Raw genomic sequence first — 21,049 nt, forward strand, 5'->3', positions numbered from 1 at the left:
AAATCCATTGCTAATCCATTGAGTTTTACAAATTTTACCCAGATTCAACAATCACTTGAATCTGGTGATATTTCACTTTCTGATATTGTACAGTCCTACATCGATAATATTGAACAGAATAATGATGAAATTAATGCGGTAGTTAGTATCGACAAAGAAAATGCTCTTGAACGAGCTGATGAGATCCAGCAGCGCATTGATGATGGTTCAGCCGGTAAATTGGCAGGGATGGTAATCGGAGTGAAAGACCTCATCTGTGAAAAGGGAAAACAAACAACATGTGCATCAAATATCCTTTCTGATTTTGAAAGCGTATACGATGCAACGGTTATTAAACGCTTGCGAAGTGAAGATGCTATTCTTTTGGGACGCTTAAATATGGATGAATTTGCCATGGGATCATCCAATGAAAATTCTATTTATGGTCCTGCAAAAAATCCCCATGATACCTCTAAAGTACCGGGTGGTTCTTCGGGAGGCAGTGCTGCTGCGGTAGCAGCCAATTATTGTACAGCCTCCCTCGGTTCTGATACTGGTGGGTCTATTCGTCAACCGGCTTCTTATTGTGGTGTTGTGGGCTTAAAACCTACCTATGGACGAGTTTCGCGGCATGGTTTGGTGGCTTTTGCTTCTTCATTTGATTGTATTGGGCCATTGACAAATTCCGTTGATGATGCTGCTCGTATCTTAGAAACGATTGCAGGTCCAGATCCCAATGATAATACCTCATCAAGCCGTACGGTACCCAATTACACCAAATATACTGAAGACCCGGATTCCAATATCAAAATTGGTGTGCCCGAGGAATATTTTGGTGAGGGACTGGATGATGAAATCCGAGAGGGTATCCAAAATAAGCTGAATGAACTGGAACAGTCGGGCGCTGAACTGGTTCCTATTCATCTGCCTCACATGAAATATAGCATTGCCACATACTATATTTTAGCTACTGCCGAGGCTTCCAGTAACCTGGCTCGGTATGATGGCATCCGCTATGGCCATCGAGCCGATATTGAAGATGTGGAACAAGATCTTAAAGAAGAACAAGAAGCATTAGAAGAGCAGATTAAGCAGGCAAAGGGAGATGCTAAGCAAGAGTTGGTTGACCAACTTAATGATATGGATTCTTCGCTAATCAGGTTGTATAAGAAAAGTCGAACCGAGGGATTTGGTCCCGAAGTTAAGCGCAGAATTATGTTGGGTACGTATGTGCTTAGTGCCGGTTATTATGATGCCTATTACGCGAAAGCGCAGAAGGTTCGTCGTTTGATCAAGCAGGATTTTACCGAAGCTTTTGAAAAAGTCGATGTCATTGTATCTCCTACGGCGCCAACCACTGCCTTTGATCTCGATTCCAATCAGGATAATCCTGTGCAGATGTATCTCAATGATGTTTATACCACTTCAGCCAATTTAGCCGGTATTTGCGGCATTAATGTGCCCACAGGTACCCACTCCAATGGTTTGCCGTATGGCATGCAATTGATGGCCGGTGCATTTAAAGAGGGTACATTGTTTAATGCAGCTAAACTTGTTGAACAGTTAGATTAATTTTTAAATACAGTTTTTATGCAAAATCGAATTAAGGAAAAATGGACATTTATAACGGGAGCTACCGCAGGAATTGGAAAAGCTACGGCCGAAATATTTGCAAAGTCTGGCAGTAATCTTGTATTAAATGGACGTCGTAAAAATCGTCTTGAAGAGCTAAAAAAACAGTTAGTACAACATTACAGTATTGAAGTAGTGTTGGCTCCATTTGATGTTAGAGATCGAGAAGCTGCTCAACAGTTTTTAGATAATTTTTCTCCCCCTATTGATATCCTGGTCAATAATGCGGGACTGGCCAAAGGGGTAGAAGCTGTTTTTAATGCCCATCTTGATGATTGGGATACTATGGTTGATACTAATATCAAAGGGGTATTAAATATGACTCGACTCATATCCCCAGAAATGAAAAAGCGCAACAGCGGTCATATTATTAACATAGGTTCTATTGCCGGTCACGAAAGTTATCCGGGCGGATCGGTATATTGTGCGACCAAACATGCGGTAAAAGCATTTACTGAAGCTACAAAGAAAGATTTACACGGCACCAAGGTTCGGGTTAGCATGGTATCACCGGGACTGGTTGAAACCGAGTTTAGCGAAGTTCGTTTTAAGGGTGATACAGATCGTGCGAATGAAGTATATGAGGATATGAATCCGCTTATTGGCGAAGATATTGCAGAAATTGTCCATTTTATGGCAAATAGGCCTCCTCATGTCAATATCATGGATACCGTTGTTTTCCCTGTCGCGCAATCATCTTCAACGATGGTTCATCGAGATAATGAATAAATTCCTTTTTGGGGTTGTAGTTCTGGCAGCTGCACTAACCTTCAACTCATGCAGTGGAGGGAGCTCCGAGCGGTTAAATTTTGAAGAGCAGGGACGTAATGTTCCTGTATTTAATGCTGATAGTGCCTATCATTTTATTGAACGGCAGTTAGATTTTGGTCCGAGGAACCCTAACTCAAAAGGACATCAACAGGCAAAGGAATATTTTTTAAAAACTTTGCAAAGATACGCCGGCTCACGTTCCGTATATGCTCAGAACTTTACCGCTAAAGGTTATGATGATGACTCGCTGGCGCTTTCTAATATTATTGCTTCATTCAATCCACAGAGCAAAGATCGAATTATGCTTTCTGCCCATTGGGATACCCGTCCCCGTGCTGATAAAGCCCCAACTGATAAAGAAAAGCCCATACTTGGGGCGGATGACGGTGCCAGTGGTGTCGCTGTATTATTGGAATTGGCACGTTTGTTTAAAGAAAATCCGCCGCCGATTGGCGTAGATATCGTGTTGTTTGATGGAGAGGATTACGGGAAAGAGGGAGATATGTCGAAATATTTCTTGGGTTCACGATATTGGGCTAATAATCCTCCCGTCCAAGGTTATTCTCCAAGATTTGGCATTTTATTGGATATGGTGGGAGGTAAAGATGCCCATTTTCCCAAAGAAGGATATTCGATGCAGTTTGCCCCAGCATTGGTTAACGAAATATGGTCAATTGCCGATGAGAAAGGTCTCAATTATTTGTTTACATCCGAAGTGGGTAACAAAATTTCTGATGATCATGTGGTCATAAATCGAATTTTAGGTATCCCCACGATCGATATTATTCGCCATAACACGAACTCAGAAGGATCTCAATTTGCTCCTTACTGGCACACCCATAACGATGACATTTCTAACATAAGCAAAAAGACGTTGGATGGGGTTGGGAAAACAGTGCTTGAATTGATTTATAATAGGGTAAATGTTTCCAATTAATTTATAAGTTTATAAATGAAGTATTTAAAGCTGGTCATTCAAATAGCTGATGAGTACCAGGAAAGCCTGATTGCTGAGCTTTTTGATATGGATTTTGATGGTTTTGAGCAGCGTGATGACCAAATTATCACCTACATCCAAAAAGAACATTTCGGGATTAGTGACAGAGAACATATCGATATGTTACTTGCTGCTTATCCCGGTGACGGTTTCATTGAGTCTGAAGAAGTAGTGGCCGATCAGAATTGGAACCAACAGTGGGAGGAAACAATAAAAGCACAAACAATTGGAAGGTTTTTTATAAAACCGACCTGGTCACAGGAGGTGGTGCCCCAAGATAAAATCCTGCTCGAGATCGATCCCAAAATGTCATTTGGCACGGGTTATCATGAAACCACGCGATTGATATTAGAGCTCTTGCCAAATGTTATTTCGGATGATGATTTTGTTATTGATGCAGGTACCGGGACGGGCATATTGTCGATTGCAGCTATAAAACTCGGGGCCCGCCATGCTTTTGCTTTTGATATTGATGAATGGAGTATTTCAAATACCGAGGAAAACATTTTACTCAATAATGTGAATCATCACATCAAAGTAGAAAAAGGGTCTTCTGAGGTTATATCAGAAAAAAATACGGCGGATGTTGTGTTAGCGAATATTGAACGAAATACCATTCTTGATATTTTTTCTGATCTGGATGCCGCTCTTAAAGAGGGAGGAACGTTGGTCCTTTCAGGATTATTGGAAAAAGATAAGGCATCCATCAAATCTGTTCTTAAGGAGAAATATCAAATTATTGCTATTCCACAAGAAAACGAATGGATTGCCATCCAAGCTAAAAAGGCTGAATCGTGAAGGCTTCGATAGATATTGGTACAAATACGGTACTTCTTTTAGTTGCAGAACTTGATGGTAACTCTTTAACAGTTATTGATGAGCAACAACGTATCCCACGTCTGGGGTCTGGTGTTGATGAAAGTAAGAAGTTGTCGAAAGGTGCTATGCAACGGGTTATTGACTCCCTAAATGAATACCGAAAAATAGTGAGAAAAAAATATCCTGAAGTTGAGAATATTTATGTTACAGCTACAAGCGCAGTTCGTGATGCCGAAAACAAAGCTGAATTTTTGGATTTGGTTGAACAAAAAACTGGGTTAAAAGTCCAAGTTTTAAGTGGATTAAAGGAGGCTGAATATACATTCTTGGGAGCTCAAAGTGTACTCAATGATGTTGAAGGCTCTAAGCTTGTTATTGATATCGGCGGAGGGAGTACTGAATTAGCATATGGCCAGGAGCAACTTGAAGATCGCTATTCATACGATATGGGTTGCGTACGCTTTACTGAACGATTCTTGAAAAACAATCCACCCACAGATTTACAAATCCAAGAATGTCGAGATGCTATTAAAAGGGTATTGGAAGAATATCGATTTAACTTCCCAACACAGACAACATTTATTGGTGTTGCCGGTACGGTAACATCATTAGCCTTTATCGATTTGAAAATGAGCTCATATAATGCAGAAACGTTATCGGGGCATATAATTACAAAAAAGAAACTCCAAAGTTACATTAACCGCTTTTGCAGCTATACTTCTGATATGCTTGGAAAAAAGTATCCCGAAGTGATGAAGGGGAGGGCCGATATTTTCTTGGCAGGACTACTTATATTGGATGAATTTATGAAGTCGAATAATATAGAAGAGTTGATCACATCAACAGGTGGGATTCGATACGGAACATTAATTGCTGAGACAAAAAAATAAAAAGGGTACTCTTTAAAGAGTACCCCTAAATCAATGCTTTGCTGATTTTAATCCCTTAGAAAGGGAATCGTAGCCCGGCGGAAATGGCTAATTGATCGGCGTTGCCAATCACATATTTCAGTTCTGTATAAAGATTAGCGAAGTCAATTCCGAATTCAGCACCGCCACCAAGGTTAAGACCGAGTTCGGATTCAGAATTAGAGCCAAATTGTCCTAAGTCTACTTTCAACGTAGCATAATTCAAGCCCGCTAAACCATATACACGTACGTTATCTTTGGCATAAAAGCCATAATGCCCATTTACGTTTAGCTCCCACCAATCGTAATTATCTGGAAAGAATATGATGAAATCTGCAGCACCATTAATTTTTTCAGTAAAATTATAAACCCCTCCGGCTTGTATTCCAATAGCTTCTACTTCACTCCCATAGGCTAACCCTCCTCCCAGTTTAAAATCTTGGGCTTGAGCACTTGCATGATAAGCGAAAATTAATCCGAAAAGGAGTAATGCTAATTTTATTGTTCTCTTCATAGTGTTGTTTATTATTTGATTAAGGTTAATATCCCCTTTATGGGTGACTTATTCTATACGTAAGCTCCCTGAAATTTGTATCAAATTAACCGAAACTAATTTATTTTACCAATTTTCAGTTATTGCTAAGTTATTCAATAAAATAAGAAAAGGGGAGCAGGATTAACTGCTCCCCTTACTTCTTACTAATTTAGCTTTAAAAAGAGTAGCCGGCAGTTATGAATAGGGCTCGATTAGTTGTATCACCCATTCCAGATCCTGATGCACTATCATCAATATTTGTAATTCCAAGGTCGTAACGAACGCCAATATTGAAACCGCTTATATTAGCTCCAACCTCACCAGCTACACCAAAGTCAGTACCTTTAACGTTATCACTTATGTCTGTTGTTTGTCCGCTACTCTCACTTTCAGCATTTACATTAAATCCCAAATAAGGACCAGCAGCAGCATAAGGTTTAAACGAGCTCCCCCCGGCACTAAAACCATATTTTGCCAATACTGGAATTTCTATATAATCTAAGGTAGTAGTAGTTGTAGTATTACTAAACGTACTTTCTGCCCCTTTTTGCACATATAGAAGTTCTGGCTGGAGCATAAAACCTGAACTCATTTCGAAGTTGGTATAAACTCCAGCTACAAACCCAGTTGTTGAACTGCTTGAGATACTGGCACCACTACTGGAATATGAAAGTTTTGCAAAGTCTAAGCCACCTTTTACACCAATATTTGGTTGTGCATCAGCGGTATTAACATTCATAAATGTTAAGCCAACGAGTATTAAGCCTAAAGCCAATCCTGATATATTTAGCAACTTTTTCATAGTAACTTGATGTCTTTATTTAAATTTAATGTTTACTCTATATAATGAATATTAGCCATTTACCGGCCGTCTTGTTTGTATGACCGCTTTATGGCTAATTCCTTACAAAATTATTTGTTTTCCTCTATTGAGGAAATTGATCTTCAAATATTAACATCAAATGGGAAGATGTTTTGAGTGGGAATAAAGTGACACTTTTGCTAAGTTTGGGCCGAAATTAATAATAGCAATTATTTTCCTGTCTTAACTGGGAATGTCTGATTCTAACGCTACAAATTCACAAACTTCTGATTCCCCGCGCGAAAATGCTTCTGAAAGCAGCCTCGAGGATGATGTCTTGGTTAAAAGAGCAAAGGGGGGAGATGAAAAGGCCTATAAAAAGCTGGTAGACAAGTATGAGCGAGCTCTTTATTTCCATATCCTCAAGATGGTTAAAGATCGCGAACAGGTAGAAGATCTTGTGCAAGAAGCATTTGTGAAGGCGTTTGATAATTTAAATACTTACAGTACCAATTACGCTTTTTCAACGTGGTTATACCGTATTGCGACCAACAATACGATCGACTATTTACGGAAAAAGAAGTTGAAAACACTCTCCATTGATAAGCCGATGAAAACCAAGGACGGAGAAATGGAGATGCAGCTGCCTGATGAGTCGGCCAGTACCGATCGGGATATCATAAAGAAGCAGCGCAAAAAGATTGTACAAAATGCCATTGCTGATCTTCCTGATAAATACCGGAAGGTTATTGAATTAAGGCACATGGAGGAGAAAAGCTACAAAGAGATTTCTGATATTTTAGATAAGCCGTTGGGAACAGTAAAAGCACATATTTTTAGAGCTCGTGAATTGCTGTACAAAGAACTTAAAGATAAAAAGCATCGCTTTTAATACCGCATTAATCCTTTTTATTGAGACTTTCGGCGGTTGCTGCTACATTATCTTTGTATTTCTCAAACTTAGCTCGTCTAATCGCGCTTCCCTCAAATAGGGCATCATATTGGGGAATATCCAGTTCTTGCCAATAGTTGATATCATGATCCAAAATTTTTTTACGGGGAAATAGGTCTTCCATTTGCCCGTACTTTGCATCACGATTCCACGGACAAACATCCTGACAAATATCACAACCGAACATCCATCCGCCTAAATCATCCCGATGTTCTTCAGGGATTTCTTCTTTCAGCTCGATGGTCAGATAGGAGATGCATTTCGTTGCATCTACCCGGTAGGGCTCATAAATAGCGTTAGTGGGGCACGAATCGATACAACGTGTACAGCTACCACAATGGTCAGTTACCGGAGTATTGTAGCTGAATTCAGCATCGACGATCATTTCACCGATAAAAAAGAAAGATCCCAAATTTTTGTTGAGGATGTTGGAGTTTTTGCCCATCCATCCGAGACCTGATTTTACTGCCCAAGCCTTCTCTAAAACAGGAGCTGAATCAACGAAAACACGGCCTTCCAATCCGCCTAAAAGCTCTCTGGTTTGTGCAAAAAGTTTTTTGAGTTTTTCCTTATATACCTTGTGATAATCACGTCCCTGGGCATATTTGGCAATTTTTGGCCCATCATTCTGTTGCATTTGCCGTTCATGTTCGGGATGAAAGTAACTGCCTATTACCGAAACTACGGATTTTGATCCCGGGACAAGCTTGGTAGGATCTACTCGCTTTTCGAAGTGGTTTTCCATCCAACCCATAGTACCGTGCCGGTCTTGGTTTAGCCATTCTCGTAATCGGCGTTCTTCCTTTTCTAACCGGCCTGCTTTGGCAAACCCACAGGCGTTAAATCCTAATCGGAGGGCATATTCTCGCACTTTTTGGGTACGCTCACGGATGTTCATTATCACATAGAAATTTAGTGCGTTTTATTTTCTAAAAGGTAAGGTATTTACAATGAAATATTTAGCAGTTTTATCGAGTGAAATAGCCATTTCGGACTTTCGAATCCTCAAAATTTAGGCGTATTGTTTGGTTAAGTTTTGCCATTGGAACTGTTAATAGTGAATGACTTTTCAACACCGACACCAGTAATTCCACCTACTAAAAAACCAGTTGGGTCCATTAATAATGGTCTAAACGGTTATCAAAATTGATGACCCAATTCTATAGTTTATTGATTGCTATATCTTTAATCTTTCCATCGTCAAGTTTGAGGGTACGATAGGGATATTGTTTGACGGTATCATAGTCGTGGGTTACCATAAGTACAGCCATACCACGGTTGTTGATCTGTTTAAGGAGTTCCATAATGGAGGCTGAAGCCTCCGGGTCGAGGTTGCCCGTAGGTTCATCAGCCAACATGATGCGAGGCTCATTGGCCAAGGCTCGGGCAATGACTACCCGCTGTTTTTCACCACCTGAAAGGTCATTGGGCATGTTTTTTCGCTTGTGACTTAATCCAACCATTCCCAACACTTCGAGCACCCGCTGTTTGATATAGCTCTTTTTTTCGCCGATTACTTGCAGCGAAAAGGCTACATTATCATACACGGATCGGTCGGGAAGAAGCTGAAAGTCCTGAAATACAATACCGAGCCTACGTCGAAGGTACGGAACTTTTTTATCGGGAAGAGAAGTGACATCCAGATCTGCTACGCGAACTCCACCGGAATCAGGAAGCAGGTCGCGGTAAATGAGTCTTAAAAATGAACTTTTGCCGGCCCCGGTTTGACCTATAAGATAGGCAAACTCCCCGTTTTCAAGCGAAAAGTTAATATTGTCGAGTACCGGCTGGTGATCGTAGGATACTGTTACGTTTGAAAACTCTATTACTGATTGCTGGGACATTGTAATACCATTGTGATTCGTAAACTATGGGTATCGGCTTCCTCAAATTCGAAACCGCTGTATTTTGCTCGTATGTTATACGCTGTTTGATCGATAATATCAAGCATTTCTTGCAAGGTGTAAATACGCTGGTGATGAACTTCGCTGAATTCCTCAATTACCGTTTCTTGATCCTTGGCAAGTTTTTCTATGCGAAAAGCATTTTCGTGTAGCTGGTTTTCTGGATCGTAACTGCTTTTTCGAAAATACCTATAGTTATCATCGGTATATCCCTCTTCATTGTTTAGATATTCAATAGCTTGCACCGAGTTTTTTGGTGTAGTAAAATCAAAAATGAGCAGTCCACCGGGGTTAAGGACTGCTTCTGTCTGATTGAGGAATGTTAATACTTCATCGCCATTTTGCAGGTAATTGATACTGTCGAAAACACAAAATGCAGCATCAAAGGTGCGATCGAGCTGAATATCCAGAAAATCCATAACCTTGAAATCAACATTGCAATGCATGGCTTTATTTTTCTCACGTGCTTTTTGGATCATCTCTGGAGATTTGTCCGTTCCTACAACGTTATAACATTCCAACTCATCCAAGAAAAGAGAAATAGAACCCGTACCGCAGGCCAGCTCCAGAATTTCTACGGGGTTTGGGTGATGCCGAAGCATGATAGCATCAATAAAATCAGCCCAGAATTCGTAATCCACATCTTCCATGACGGCATCATAAATATCAGCCAGTTTTGAGTACTCCGGTTGTTGACCTGTTTTATCAGTACTCATTACTTTACTACTCGTTTATTTCGATGCTCTATAAGTTCTGCAGCGAGCTTCAAGGCTTCAGTAAATGAGGATGGGTTAGCTTTATTTTCTCCGGCGATATCAAAAGCAGTACCGTGGTCTGGTGAGGTTCGAATAATAGGAATACCGGCAGTGTAATTTACACCGCCGCCGAACGAGAGAGTTTTAAACGGGATTAATCCCTGGTCATGATACATGGCCAAAATACCATCATACTGTTCATGTTTTCGATTGCCAAAAAATCCATCGGCGGGGTGGGGGCCGGTCACGTCCAATCCTTTGGAACGGGCTAATTCAATAGCGGGACTTATAATTTCCTGTTCTTCGGTACCAATAACACCACCATCACCGGCATGGGGATTAAGGCCAAGCACAGCAATGTTTGGGGATGCGATATCGAAATCATTTTGCAGAGCATTATGCATCACCCCAATATATTTTGTGACCAAATTGGTGGACAGGGTGGAAGAAACATTCGATACGGGAATGTGTCCGGTTACAAGTCCCACTCTTAAATCTTCGTGAACCAACATCATCATGAAGTCAGAGGTATTAGTTTTTTCGGCCAGAAATTCGGTATGGCCCGGGATATGATACCCTGCTAAATTTACGGCTTCTTTAGATATTGGAGCCGTAACCAGCGCATTGGCTTGCTGTGATTTGCACAACGCAATTCCTTTTTTGACAGCCAGCATGGCACACTTGCCCGACTGCTTAGAAAATGTTCCGGGTGAAACTGAAATATCTTCATCCCCATAAGTTTCCAGAAGGTTAAATTGTTGTTCGACAATATCATCAATGGATGATGCATGATGATAATCCAGTGTTTGGGAAAGATTATTAAGCCACCAGTTTAAAACCTTTTTTGAGCTGAGAATAATTGGGGTAAGATCTTTCAGTGGTTGTTTACTCAATGCTTTTATGACAACTTCGGGTCCGATTCCATTTACATCTCCAATGCTTATTGCAACGCGTTTCCCCATAAAGTAGCTTTTGGATATTTATTTTGATTGATTGGAAATGAGTTTGAAATCCCCAAAACCGGTAGTAGCTCTGAAAATTAGTTGCCTGTTTGGGTAGGTCCATATTTCGGTCGTGGCACCGTTATTAGGAAATTTGCGGTTTATATCTTTGGGAGGTCCAAATTTGATGTAGGCCTCTCCACGGTCGCTATTAAAACCTACAGTGTTTTCGGTAGAGAAATTTTTATAAGCGTAATCGATGCGACGGTAATATTCAGCCATCAGTTCATTAAACTCGGTATCCGGGGTAGGGTCACGTTCTTTCCAGAACGACCGAAACTTTTGCTCTCGTTCTTCCGGTGTCCCATTATCGATTTTTCGAATGGTTTGTTTGTCTGCAATAAATCGAAGCATCTCTATAGCAGTATCAAGGTTCAACAAGCTGTTCGGCATGTCTTTCCACTTTGAGCGAAAGTTATCTCGTGCAACTATATTACCTTTACCGTCTTTTATCGTGATTTGATATAAGGAATTTTCGAATTCACGGTTTGGTACATTTATAACTGCGTAAGTATAGCCATTGTCAGTGATGTTGAGATTCAGATAGGGCTTACCATCCATATAAAGTAACTGGGGGCGGACATCAGTTTTGATATTTTCTTTTGCAAGCTTCTTTGAAAAGACCCTTTCTTGTTTAGTCGTATCTTCCCGCAAGGTACTTAGTTTGGTAATTTCCATTGTATAAGATTCTTTTTCTTGATACCGGGGCAGATAAGCAATCGCATAAAAATCTTTAGCATACTCAACCGTATTTCCCGTAGTATTAAGAATAAAGCGGGAAGATTCAGAGCCTTCCGAATATGTGGGACTTACGAGTATGTTTCCGTTCTTTTTTTCACTATAGGGGGTTATGTTAATCTTTTGCGTTCTTGAAATCCGGTTTTCGGTCTGATCACCCCGTTTCATTTGCAATACATAATTATAGGATCCGGGTTTAAGATTTACCTTCATATAACCGCTTAAAAACAGATCGTTGGATTGGCTACTGTCGTAATCTTTGGCATAAACCGTATCAGACCAAAAAGCCCGCCCGGCAGGCTCAAGACCTTCTAATGAAATATTTTCTTTTTTCTTGTTTTTAATGGATGCCTCTTCTGCTTTAAAAACTTCCATCATCAAATCCATACTGCTAAAGTATTTATTGTCTGACGAGCGGTCTTTGTTTTTTTTAAAGGGTAGCGAACTGTATGGAAGGTGGAAGATAACGACAAATTGTACAAGCTCGTTATCATTGCCCGGCAGGGTCAGGTAATCAAAAGAAGCCTGTGATTGTTGCTGGCGCATAGCCAGATCTCGATAACTTACATTACGTTGACCGAAAAGCTCAGCAACCGAAATCAATGAAAATACTATAACGACCAGAAATGCCAGAAAAGTTTTCGAATTTTTCACAAGCAGATGCGTTTTTTAAAGGTTTTTTATCTCAAAAAGGAAACTAAAGAACTTTTAGTGGAATAGATAGAAACAATACTTTTGAGATTGCTAAATTTCGTTATTTTTGAAACGATTTAATCAATCCAACTATTATCCAAAATAATAAATCGCACTTATGAGTTCCCAAGATTCCACAAGTACCTCTCCACAGGATTTAAAATCACTTATTCAAGAGATTAATAAAACAGAGGAGGAAATTAAGAAGGGTGGCGGAGAAAAAAGGATTAAAAAACAGCATGACAAGGGAAAACTTACTGCCCGTGAACGCATCGATATGCTGATTGATGATGACACCCGTCTCTATGAACTGGGATTGTGGGCCGGTTATGAAATGTATGAAGACGAAGGAGGATGTCCATCCGGTGGTGTTGTAACGGGTATTGGTACAGTGTCCGGAAGAGATTGCGTGATTGTTGCCAATGATGCCACCGTAAAAGCAGGCGCTTGGTTTCCTATTACAGCCAAAAAGAATTTGCGTGCCCAGGAGATAGCACTCGAAAATAAGTTGCCGATTTTGTATCTGGTCGACTCAGCCGGGGTTTATCTGCCCATGCAGGATGAAATATTTCCCGATAAGGAACACTTTGGACGTATTTTTAGAAATAATGCCCGCCTCAGTGCCGAAGGTATTCCACAGATTGCTGCTATTATGGGTAGTTGTGTTGCCGGTGGTGCATACTTGCCGATAATGAGTGATGAAGCGCTCATTGTGGATGGTACGGGCAGTGTATTTTTAGCGGGCAGTTATCTTGTGAAGGCGGCTATTGGCGAAGATGTTGATAATGAGACCCTTGGCGGTGCTACCACACATACCGAAATAAGCGGCGTTACCGATTATAAGATGGAAGATGATGAAGAATGCCTTTCAACCGTCCGTGACCTCGTTGATAAGCTGGGTCCGTTTGATAAAGCTGGGTTTAACCGAAAAGAATCTGTTGAACCGGCTCGTGATGTAACCGAAATATTTGATGTTTTTCCGGATGATCGCACCAAGCCCTACGATATGAACAAGGTTTTAGAATGTATCGTGGATGAGGATTCCTTTACTGAGTTCAAGAAGGGGTATGGACAAACGTTAATTACTGGTTTTGCGCGTGTGGATGGTTGGAGCGTGGGCATCGTGGCGAACCAACGCAAAGTAACGCGTACTAAACAGGGCGAAATGCAGGTAGGCGGCGTCATCTATTCGGATTCCGCCGATAAAGCAGCCCGATTTATAATGAACTGCAACCAAAAGAAAATACCCATTGTCTTTTTGCAGGATGTCTCCGGATTTATGATTGGTAAACGTGCTGAGCACGGTGGTATTATTAAAGATGGTGCCAAGATGGTAAATGCCGTCTCCAACAGTACGGTCCCTAAAATTACTATCGTGGTTGGCAACAGCTATGGCGCCGGCAATTATGCCATGTGTGGACGAGCCTACGACCCACGCTTTATGTATGCCTGGCCGTCAGCACAGATCGCAGTCATGGGCGGAACTCAGGCAGCAAAAGTATTGACACAGATTCGGGTTTCGGCGCTGGAGAAAAAAGGAAAGGAGATTACCGAAGAAGAGGAACAGGAGATTATGAAAGAGATCAGCGAACGTTACGAGCATCAGACCGATGTGCGTTATGCTGCTGCTCGTCTCTGGGTTGATGGGATTATTAATCCGATTGAGACCCGTGACCGAATTTCACACGCTATTAATTGTGCGGATCATAATCCTGACATCGAAGAATTTAAAACTGGTGTAATGCAGGTATAATCGTAATTTTTTTAGGAGTCCATTACCGGCCGTAAGCAATCACTTTAAGCGGGTCGGTATTTGCTGCAATACGAGCCGGCAACCACGAAGCCAGGGCACAGAGGAGAAGCGTTACCCCGGCAACCAATGCGAAATCGAGCATGTGTGGCTCAACAGGAGCATAAGCCATGTAATAATTTTGTTCCGAAAGAGGAATAATCTGATAGGTTGATTGAAGCCAGGCAAAAACCAATGAAAGGGTGATGCCGATCAATAATCCTGTAACGGCTACAAATAATCCTTCTAATAAAAAGATACCACGGATACTTTTATTACCGGCACCAATGGTTTTTAGGATGCCAATATCGCGGGTTCTTTCAAGCACCATCATCAATACGGTGCCAATCAAGTTAAAAGCAGCTACAATAATCATTACAGCTATCACAAAGGGGATGGTTTGCTCTTGCAGGTCTACCCAGGCAAAAATGTTGCTATAACGTTCGTAAATAGTTTCTGTGAAATAGGGATAGCTTAATTCACTATTTAGTTTTTCACCAAATGATTCTATTTGAGAAGAATTATTAAGCCGAATCTCTATGGCAGAGGCTTCCCTGGGCGACTTTAGGAAGAATTTTTGAATATAAGGGCGTGCCGCGAGTGCCAAAACATCGTCAAATTGACCGATACCTGTCTGATAGATTCCTGACAGACGGAACTGCTGAATTTCGGGAGAACTTAAAGGCGAGGGCAATCCATCTACGGTGTATGCAGTGAGGGTTGAATTGATACCAACATTAAGGGTTTGGGCCAACTTTGAACCTACAACAATGCCGGGCCGTCCTGAGCTGTCGGTACTTAAATCGTAGGAACCCCTTGTGATATAATGTTTGATGTCAGTGACATCTCCGCTTTCATCTACGCCCTTTAACAATGTTCCCGTAACATCATCGCCACCCTGAATCATTGTTTGACCGTTAATTACAGCCTGTGCCTTGTCGATCTCGGGATAGGCTTCAATCTTGTTTAACAGGGTATCAGCTCGATTAATAGCTCTGCCGCTAAAAGATGTAACCGTTACATGAGGTGCAAAACCAAGTACTTTGTTATCTATGACGGATTTAAAGCCGTGAACAACCGACAAGGCGATAAGTAGCCCAGCCGACCCGACAGCTACTCCGGTAATAGCCATCACTTTTATAAAGGATAGAAAACGGGATCCTTTCCGCTTTCCCTTAAAGTATCGTTTGGCTAAATACCACTCAAAGTTCATGTTATTTATATTAGATGATTGTTAACTGTTTAATGATCATCAAGAGAAAAATTAATGACCATTAATAATCAACAAAAAACTATTTCTCTGGCTTCATTTGCGGGAAGAAAAGGACATCACGAATAGAATCTGAATCCGTCATAATCATCGCCAGTCTGTCAATACCGATCCCGAGACCTGCAGTAGGGGGCATACCGTATTCAAGGGCTTGCAAAAAGTCCTCGTCGATAGTCATTGCTTCTTCGTCTCCTTCGGCTCGCAGCCGCGCCTGCTCTTCGAAACGCTCACGCTGATCTACCGGGTCATTAAGCTCGGAAAAGGCATTTGCGATTTCCTTACCGTTACAGATGCATTCAAATCGTTCGACCAACCCCTCTTTTTTTCGATGTTTCTTAGCAAGCGGACTCATTTCGATGGGATAGTCTGTAATAAAGGTGGGCTGAATGAGGTTAGGTTCAACGTATTCTCCAAAGATTTCATCGATAATTTTTCCCTTACCGAAACTTTCTTCCAGCTCTATGTCAAGTTCTTTGGCAATGCTTTTAATTTCGTCTAAGTCTTTGCCATAAAGGTTTTTACCCGTTTCATTTTCAATAGCTTCAAACATCGGAATGCGCGGCCAGGGAGCCGAAAAATCGATCTCATTATCGTCTACGGAAACGGTAGTAGATCCGTGAAGTGATTTTGCAACCGCTTCAACCATATGTTCCACAAATTCCATCATCCAGTTGTAATCCTTGTAAGCTACATACAGCTCAACTTGGGTAAACTCGGGATTGTGAAAGCGGGAAAGTCCCTCGTTACGAAAATCTTTAGAAAATTCATACACCCCATCATATCCACCCACGATAAGTCGCTTCAGATAGAGCTCATTGGCGATACGCAGGTACAGTTTCATATCCAGCGCGTTGTGATGCGTTACAAAAGGCTCAGCTGAGGCTCCGCCGTAAATAGGTTGCAGGATAGGCGTCTCAACCTCCATATAACCTTTGTCATTCATATAGTCGCGCATCGCCTGTACCATATCAGTACGCTGCTTAAAGACATCCCGTACTTCAGGATTCACGATTAGATCGAGGTAACGCTGACGATAACGCTGTTCTTTATCTGTAAAAGCATCATACACTTTTGTTTCTCCGTCTTCCTCAACTTCTTTTGGAAGGGGAATAGGGCGAAGTGTTTTACTAAGCAATACAAATTCCTTGGCATAAACCGTGGTTTCGCCGGTACCTGTTTTAAACACATGGCCTTTAATTCCAACAATATCACCAATATCGGTCAGACGCTTGAATACCTCATTATATTCTTCCTTTCCGACATCATTTTTTCGGATATAAACCTGAATCTGGCCTTCTGAGTCCTGCAGGTTGAAGAATGTAGATCCACCCATAATACGACGCGTCATAACACGTCCGGCAACAGATACTTTTTCAACGTCATCTTCATCTTGGTCGTCTTGTTTAATAAGCTCTGGATTTTCCAGGATCTGTTTACTCTTGTGGGTCACCTCAAAATCATATGGATAGGGATCATAGCCCATCTGCCGGAGTTCCTGTAATTTTTCCAGACGTATTTCGTGTTGCTCGCTTACTGAAGACTCAGTATTGCTCATGAGAAGGTGTTGTTTGTTTCGTTTTTACTAAGGTTTATTAAGTCGCTAAAAATAAAGAATTCATCACAAAAGTGTGACTTTTTTCTCAACCGTAATTAATAGTTTCAGAAGAGTATTAAATTATAGATTTTCAATTGTTTTTGATTGAATGAAAGAATGTAATGAGTAATCAGTTTTCAGAAATTAAAGAGCTATTACCGTTCAAGGCAGAGTTTTCTCTGTCAAAGATTGCATTTGTTTCTTCAGAAGCGATTGAGCGGCTTAGCGATGCGGAGAGAAGAGAGTTTGAGCAGTGTAAAAGTCGCAAGCGTCAACGCGAGTTTGTGAGCTCACGGATCATCTTAAAGGAAATGTCCCGAAAAATGGGGGCTGGGCAGGATTTTGAAATTCAGAAAGATGAACTTGGTCAACCCGTTGGTAAAACAGGAAACCAACGGTTTTTTGTAAGCATCGCTCATACAGATGAGCTTGTATTTTGCGGGATTTCAGCAGATCAACCTATTGGAATTGACCTTGAGCCTGAAGGTCGATCAGTACCTTCCAATCTTGAGCAGCGCATCGCTCATCCCAACGAACAGGATCTCACGGAAACCATACCAGCTATCCGTCTGTGGACGATTAAGGAGGCTTATATCAAACTCCGCGGCCGGGGTTTACGCATGAATATGAATGAGGTGCATATTGAGCAAGAAACAGAGCAGATATTTACCAAAATAAATAATGACAAAAGGGCTAAAATTTGTAGTTTCCGATCGAAAGAAAATTGGTTAGCAGTCGCATATTATCATTAATAAAAATATAGCAGAACCGTTTCTATGAATATCACTTCGTATTCCCGCAGTCAAATCAAAGAAGGCCTTGAAAACGCGCGGGAGCGCCATGGAGAAGTCAACGAGCACATTCGTTTACTTTTTGCACCAGAAGTAATTAACGATGATAACTTTGATCGAGCTTGTGATATATACAGCCGGTTGGATATGTCGAATTATGATACGGTTGTAGTGGTGGAATCGTATGATAAAAAGTTGGATAAAAAGCTTCCGATGGCGTCGAATACATTTTTCGAGACCCCTCTCGGAAAGGTGCCGGTCGATGACTATATGCGCAACGAATTTTGTGATGAGGATGATGATTTCTTTATCCATGATGAAGCTTTCAACAAAAATATCAGTTTGTTCCAGCAGCTGATGTTTTTGCAGACTCTTTCGGATGATTTTAAGGCACTGAGCGTACAAATTGCTGACCCTGATCCTGCTATTGTGAAGGAAATAGGTTATGTGCTTGAAGAAGTATTGGCATCACGTAGAGCTTTGCTGATATTTAGTTGTGAGCTTGACAATGACCGTAAAAAGGAGTTCAAGAAAGTCGTTGAGATGGTGGAGAATAAGAATGAATCCGGACTCATGAATTATTTGAACAGCGGAGAGTCTTATATAAAAGGCACCACTTCTTTTATTGCAGGGGTTATCGTGGCAAATAAATGGGGGCTTGATCTCCATTTTTTACGAGGCGAATATGAAGATTACAGTGGCAGTTTGTTAACCGGTTATGCTGATCGCCAAAAAATAATTTTTTCATAGAATACTATGCCGGCACCAGATATCACAATCATTGGTGTAGGTGGATTGGGCCATTCTTTGGCAAAGGCTTTATCAGCAGCGGATATCCCTGTCAAAAGTATTTTTAATCGCACAACAGATGATGCTAAAAAACTTGCTGATGACCTTGATATACGCATATCGGGATCTTTTCCATCTGCTGATTATGAATTGGGTGATCTCATCTTTATTACCGTCTCAGATTCTGCTATTGAAAAAGTTGTTCGGCAATTAGCCGATGTTTCAGCAGATTTTAGTCATAAAACAATTGTTCATTGCTCGGGTAACGAGTCGGCAACACTTTTACAGCCGATAAAGGAAAAGGGGGGGCTTATCGCCTCTTTTCATCCGTTACAAACCTTTACAGCACAGTCGGGCCCTTCAGATTTCAAGGACATCTACTTTAGCTTACAGGGAGATAAGTCCGCTTTTCCTCAGCTTAAAGAGATTGCGTCCCAAATGGGTGCCTATACGTTGGAAGTTAGCAAAGAACAAAAATCTCATCTACATGCTGCTGCGGTTATCGCATCCAATTACTTAAATACCCTACTGGATGCAGCTGTGGCTACGGCAACGGTCAGTGGTCTTTCTAAAGAAAAAGCTAAGCAAGCACTGTTTCCCTTAATAAAGACAAGTTTGAAAAATATTGAGTCTCAATCGTTTGAGGAGGCCCTTACCGGACCCATCAAGCGAGGCGATTGGGAAACGGTAGAACATCACTTGCATTTATTGGATGATCAACCCGAGTTGCTGGCGATTTATCAAATCATGGGAAAGAGGACCATCAAGCTGGCAAGAAAATCCCAAAAAATAGATAGCGACACGGCTAAGAAATTATATCGTTTGTTGGAATGAGCAGAGCCAAAGATTATTATCAGCGTGTGTATGAGGTTGTCAGGCAGATTCCCCACGGCAGGGTTAGCACCTATGGCGCTATTGCTCGCTATTTGGGTATTAAATCTGGGGCCCGAATGGTGGGGTATGCGCTAAATAACGTAGCAGAAACGAACATTCCTGCACATCGTGTTGTTAACAGAAATGGTGAGCTTACGGGGCGTGCTTATTTCCCTGATGATACGATGCGAGAACGTCTAAAACAGGAAAACATCACTTTTTTAGATGAATATAAGGTAGATATCGACCGACATTTTTGGAACCCTTTAGAGGAAATGGACTAACGAATAATGAATATGATTAAACATAAGCGGATAACATCTTTTCTATGTTTTCTGGTCATCGCCGTTGGTTTGGTGGGTAAGTTACAGGCACAAAAGATATCAGATGACTCTTTATTGAAGAATGCCTCCGGTCAAGAGTTGCAACAAGTTATCAGCTCATACGAGGGGGAGAAAGTGGTATTGGTAAACGTATGGGCTACTTGGTGCGCCCCTTGTATCGAAGAATTTCCTTATATTGTAGATTTGCAGCAAAAGTATGAGGATATGCTGCATGTTATTTTTATCTCGGCTGATTTTCCCAACCAGCGCGGTAAGGCGTTAGAGTTTTTGAAAGAGCAAAATGTTGATTGGGTGACCTATTTTAAGACAGGCAAAGATCAACCTTTTATTGAAGCAATTTCTGATGAATGGAGTGGAGCTTTGCCGTTTACAAAAATCATAAATAAGGAAGGAAAGCTTGTTGCCAGTTGGGAACAAGGCGCTGAATACGAAAAGTTTGAACGTTTCATTAAAAAAGCAATAAATGTCTGACTGCCATGAATTTACAAAATTTACTTTATGTGTTTATAATACTTTCAGCTGTAGGATTGTTGGCGTTTTTGCCAGTTGAGAATCATAATACTGATCGGTTAGAGATTGGTGCCAAAGCCCCGCTTGCGGATGTGGAAGTGACAGACATATCAGGAGAAAAATTAACACTTGCTGAAGTTGCTGGTAAAAATGGTTTGTTGGTGAATTTTTCGTGCAATACCTGTCCATGGGTAGAGGCTTGGGAAGACCGGTATAATCCCATTGTGAATATGGCCGAAGAAAATGGAATAGGTGTCATTATGTTGAACCCCAATGCAGCTATTCGGGATAAGGGAGAATCAATGGAAGATATGCAAGCACGAGCAAAGTCAAGCAATTATAATTTTTATTATGCTCTTGATGAACAGGCGAAACTGGCCGAAGCTTTTGGTGCAACCAGAACGCCGGATATCTTCTTGTTCAATAGTGACATGGAGCTCGTATATACCGGAGCTATTGATGACAATGCCAAATCAGCCAAAAACGTCGAGCAGCCTTACTTGAAAAATGCGATTCAAAATTTGGTAGCAGGCAAGGAAATCAATCCCAAGACGACGAAAGCTCTTGGTTGCACAATTAAGTGGCCTAAGTAATTCCTAATTG

Annotated in this window: 22 protein-coding genes; 13 read left to right on the plus strand and 9 right to left on the minus strand. The window is 41.1% G+C overall.

Features of this window, described 5'->3' with window-relative positions:
- Positions 1 to 18: 18 nt before the first annotated feature.
- The 5 genes from ACQ76V_RS02150 to ACQ76V_RS02170 are packed head-to-tail and all read left to right on the plus strand — an operon-like array spanning position 19 to position 5,088.
- Complete coding sequence (locus tag ACQ76V_RS02150) at positions 19 to 1,551, plus strand: amidase family protein (protein WP_440998816.1); 1,533 nt, start codon at positions 19 to 21, stop codon at positions 1,549 to 1,551.
- A gap of 18 nt (positions 1,552 to 1,569) precedes the next feature.
- Entirely contained in the window at positions 1,570 to 2,340 is a 771-nt protein-coding gene (locus ACQ76V_RS02155; protein WP_440998817.1) for an SDR family NAD(P)-dependent oxidoreductase, read from the plus strand.
- Complete coding sequence (locus ACQ76V_RS02160; protein ID WP_440998818.1) at positions 2,264 to 3,319, plus strand: M28 family peptidase; 1,056 nt, start codon at positions 2,264 to 2,266, stop codon at positions 3,317 to 3,319. Before ACQ76V_RS02155 ends, ACQ76V_RS02160 begins: the two co-directional genes overlap by 77 nt.
- A gap of 15 nt (positions 3,320 to 3,334) precedes the next feature.
- Complete coding sequence (gene prmA / locus ACQ76V_RS02165; protein WP_440998819.1) at positions 3,335 to 4,177, plus strand: 50S ribosomal protein L11 methyltransferase; 843 nt, start codon at positions 3,335 to 3,337, stop codon at positions 4,175 to 4,177.
- Positions 4,174 to 5,088 carry a Ppx/GppA phosphatase family protein gene (locus ACQ76V_RS02170; protein ID WP_440998820.1) on the plus strand — a complete coding sequence of 305 codons (915 nt, stop codon included), beginning with the start codon at positions 4,174 to 4,176 and terminating at the stop codon, positions 5,086 to 5,088. The genes prmA and ACQ76V_RS02170 overlap by 4 nt, the downstream gene beginning before the upstream one ends.
- Before the next feature lie 55 nt (positions 5,089 to 5,143).
- Here ACQ76V_RS02170 and ACQ76V_RS02175 read toward each other — a convergent pair whose 3' ends face one another.
- On the minus strand, positions 5,144 to 5,620 hold the full coding sequence (locus ACQ76V_RS02175; RefSeq protein WP_440998821.1) for an outer membrane beta-barrel protein: 477 nt from the start codon (positions 5,618 to 5,620) through the stop codon (positions 5,144 to 5,146).
- Positions 5,621 to 5,816: 196 nt separating this feature from the next.
- On the minus strand, positions 5,817 to 6,443 hold the full coding sequence (locus tag ACQ76V_RS02180; RefSeq protein ID WP_440998822.1) for a porin family protein: 627 nt from the start codon (positions 6,441 to 6,443) through the stop codon (positions 5,817 to 5,819).
- Between the two features lie 253 nt (positions 6,444 to 6,696).
- Here ACQ76V_RS02180 and ACQ76V_RS02185 point away from each other — a divergent pair, with 253 nt between their 5' ends.
- On the plus strand, positions 6,697 to 7,335 hold the full coding sequence (locus tag ACQ76V_RS02185) for an RNA polymerase sigma factor (protein WP_440998823.1): 639 nt from the start codon (positions 6,697 to 6,699) through the stop codon (positions 7,333 to 7,335).
- Between the two features lie 7 nt (positions 7,336 to 7,342).
- Here the strand turns inward: ACQ76V_RS02185 and queG are convergent, their stop codons facing one another.
- The 5 genes from queG to ACQ76V_RS02210 form a co-directional block, all read right to left on the minus strand.
- Positions 7,343 to 8,293, minus strand: a complete 951-nt coding sequence (gene queG / locus ACQ76V_RS02190; RefSeq protein WP_440999024.1) for a tRNA epoxyqueuosine(34) reductase QueG — start codon at positions 8,291 to 8,293, stop codon at positions 7,343 to 7,345.
- A 262-nt stretch (positions 8,294 to 8,555) separates the two neighbouring features.
- Positions 8,556 to 9,239 carry a cell division ATP-binding protein FtsE gene (ftsE, locus tag ACQ76V_RS02195; protein WP_440998824.1) on the minus strand — a complete coding sequence of 228 codons (684 nt, stop codon included), beginning with the start codon at positions 9,237 to 9,239 and terminating at the stop codon, positions 8,556 to 8,558.
- The gene (locus tag ACQ76V_RS02200; RefSeq protein ID WP_440998825.1) at positions 9,221 to 10,015 is read right to left on the minus strand and encodes a class I SAM-dependent DNA methyltransferase; all 795 of its coding nucleotides are present in this window, start codon (positions 10,013 to 10,015) and stop codon (positions 9,221 to 9,223) included. The genes ftsE and ACQ76V_RS02200 overlap by 19 nt, the downstream gene beginning before the upstream one ends.
- The gene (gene pdxA, locus ACQ76V_RS02205) at positions 10,015 to 11,016 is read right to left on the minus strand and encodes a 4-hydroxythreonine-4-phosphate dehydrogenase PdxA (protein ID WP_440998826.1); all 1,002 of its coding nucleotides are present in this window, start codon (positions 11,014 to 11,016) and stop codon (positions 10,015 to 10,017) included. Before pdxA ends, ACQ76V_RS02200 begins: the two co-directional genes overlap by 1 nt.
- 18 nt (positions 11,017 to 11,034) lie before the next feature.
- On the minus strand, positions 11,035 to 12,447 hold the full coding sequence (locus tag ACQ76V_RS02210) for a GWxTD domain-containing protein (RefSeq protein ID WP_440998827.1): 1,413 nt from the start codon (positions 12,445 to 12,447) through the stop codon (positions 11,035 to 11,037).
- A gap of 157 nt (positions 12,448 to 12,604) precedes the next feature.
- On the opposite strand from ACQ76V_RS02210, the gene ACQ76V_RS02215 reads away from it, so the two are divergent.
- Positions 12,605 to 14,239 (plus strand): acyl-CoA carboxylase subunit beta, encoded by a 1,635-nt coding sequence (locus tag ACQ76V_RS02215; RefSeq protein ID WP_440998828.1) that lies wholly within the window; start codon positions 12,605 to 12,607, stop codon positions 14,237 to 14,239.
- A gap of 22 nt (positions 14,240 to 14,261) precedes the next feature.
- Here the strand turns inward: ACQ76V_RS02215 and ACQ76V_RS02220 are convergent, their stop codons facing one another.
- A complete protein-coding gene (locus tag ACQ76V_RS02220) occupies positions 14,262 to 15,488 on the minus strand; it encodes an FtsX-like permease family protein (protein WP_440998829.1) in 1,227 nt (408 codons plus the stop codon).
- A 79-nt stretch (positions 15,489 to 15,567) separates the two neighbouring features.
- Positions 15,568 to 17,100: a lysine--tRNA ligase gene (lysS, locus tag ACQ76V_RS02225; protein ID WP_440998830.1), complete on the minus strand. Its 1,533-nt coding sequence runs from the start codon at positions 17,098 to 17,100 to the stop codon at positions 15,568 to 15,570.
- Positions 17,101 to 17,261: 161 nt separating this feature from the next.
- Between lysS and ACQ76V_RS02230 the strand changes: the two genes are divergently transcribed.
- Genes ACQ76V_RS02230 through ACQ76V_RS02255 form a run of 6 tightly spaced genes read left to right on the plus strand, consistent with a single transcriptional unit; the run spans position 17,262 to position 21,039 of the window.
- Entirely contained in the window at positions 17,262 to 17,891 is a 630-nt protein-coding gene (locus tag ACQ76V_RS02230; protein WP_440998831.1) for a 4'-phosphopantetheinyl transferase family protein, read from the plus strand.
- Positions 17,892 to 17,915: 24 nt separating this feature from the next.
- On the plus strand, positions 17,916 to 18,680 hold the full coding sequence (gene amrB, locus ACQ76V_RS02235) for an AmmeMemoRadiSam system protein B (RefSeq protein WP_440998832.1): 765 nt from the start codon (positions 17,916 to 17,918) through the stop codon (positions 18,678 to 18,680).
- 6 nt (positions 18,681 to 18,686) lie between these two features.
- Positions 18,687 to 19,553 carry a Rossmann-like and DUF2520 domain-containing protein gene (locus tag ACQ76V_RS02240; protein ID WP_440998833.1) on the plus strand — a complete coding sequence of 289 codons (867 nt, stop codon included), beginning with the start codon at positions 18,687 to 18,689 and terminating at the stop codon, positions 19,551 to 19,553.
- Positions 19,550 to 19,876, plus strand: coding sequence for an MGMT family protein (locus ACQ76V_RS02245; RefSeq protein WP_440998834.1), 327 nt, complete (start codon positions 19,550 to 19,552; stop codon positions 19,874 to 19,876). The genes ACQ76V_RS02240 and ACQ76V_RS02245 overlap by 4 nt, the downstream gene beginning before the upstream one ends.
- A 12-nt stretch (positions 19,877 to 19,888) precedes the next feature.
- Positions 19,889 to 20,407, plus strand: a complete 519-nt coding sequence (locus ACQ76V_RS02250) for a TlpA family protein disulfide reductase (RefSeq protein WP_440998835.1) — start codon at positions 19,889 to 19,891, stop codon at positions 20,405 to 20,407.
- 5 nt (positions 20,408 to 20,412) lie between these two features.
- Entirely contained in the window at positions 20,413 to 21,039 is a 627-nt protein-coding gene (locus ACQ76V_RS02255) for a thioredoxin family protein (RefSeq protein WP_440998836.1), read from the plus strand.
- Positions 21,040 to 21,049: the final 10 nt, after the last annotated feature.

Origin of the sequence: Fodinibius sp. SL11 (assembly GCF_052060035.1) — a bacterium.
Classification (GTDB): Bacteria; Bacteroidota; Rhodothermia; order Balneolales; family Balneolaceae; genus Fodinibius.